The organism is Thermococcus sp. 21S9, from assembly GCF_012027635.1.
GTDB lineage: Archaea > Methanobacteriota_B > Thermococci > Thermococcales > Thermococcaceae > Thermococcus.
Genome location: NZ_SNUS01000069.1, coordinates 1 through 393, shown reverse-complemented (window position 1 = coordinate 393; position 393 = coordinate 1). Strand labels below are relative to the sequence as shown.

Here is a 393-nt window from a genome sequence, read left to right as displayed (position 1 = left end):
ACATCTAAAATAAAAATAAGGGCAAAATTTAATCTCTCACAATCTCCAAGCTCACGTCAAAGTTTTTCACACTGTGTGTAAGGGCTCCAAGACTTATAACGTCGATATCGAGCTTTGCGTAATCTTGAATATTCTCCTCTGTTATCCCACCGCTTACTTCGATTTTCACTTTCTCTCTTAAACCTTCACGCTTTAGAGCCTTGAGTGTTTCTTCAACTTGCTCTGGCGTCATGTTGTCGAGCATTATAACATCAGCACCAAGTTTTGCTGCTCTTAAAGCGTCTTCTAAGCTTTCAACTTCGACTTCAACAACCTTATAAATGCTGAAGCTCTTCGCTCTTTTGATAGCTTCGTCGAGAGAGACCAAAGCAAGATGGTTGTCCTTTATGAGAA

The 393-nt window shown here is 39.9% G+C and carries 1 protein-coding gene; it reads right to left on the bottom strand.

Going from position 1 to position 393, the window contains the following annotated elements:
* Nucleotides 1–28: 28 nt before the first annotated feature.
* Nucleotides 29–393 (bottom strand): nicotinate-nucleotide diphosphorylase (locus E3E28_RS11015; RefSeq protein WP_369334081.1); only part of this gene is annotated, 365 nt, incomplete at its 5' end.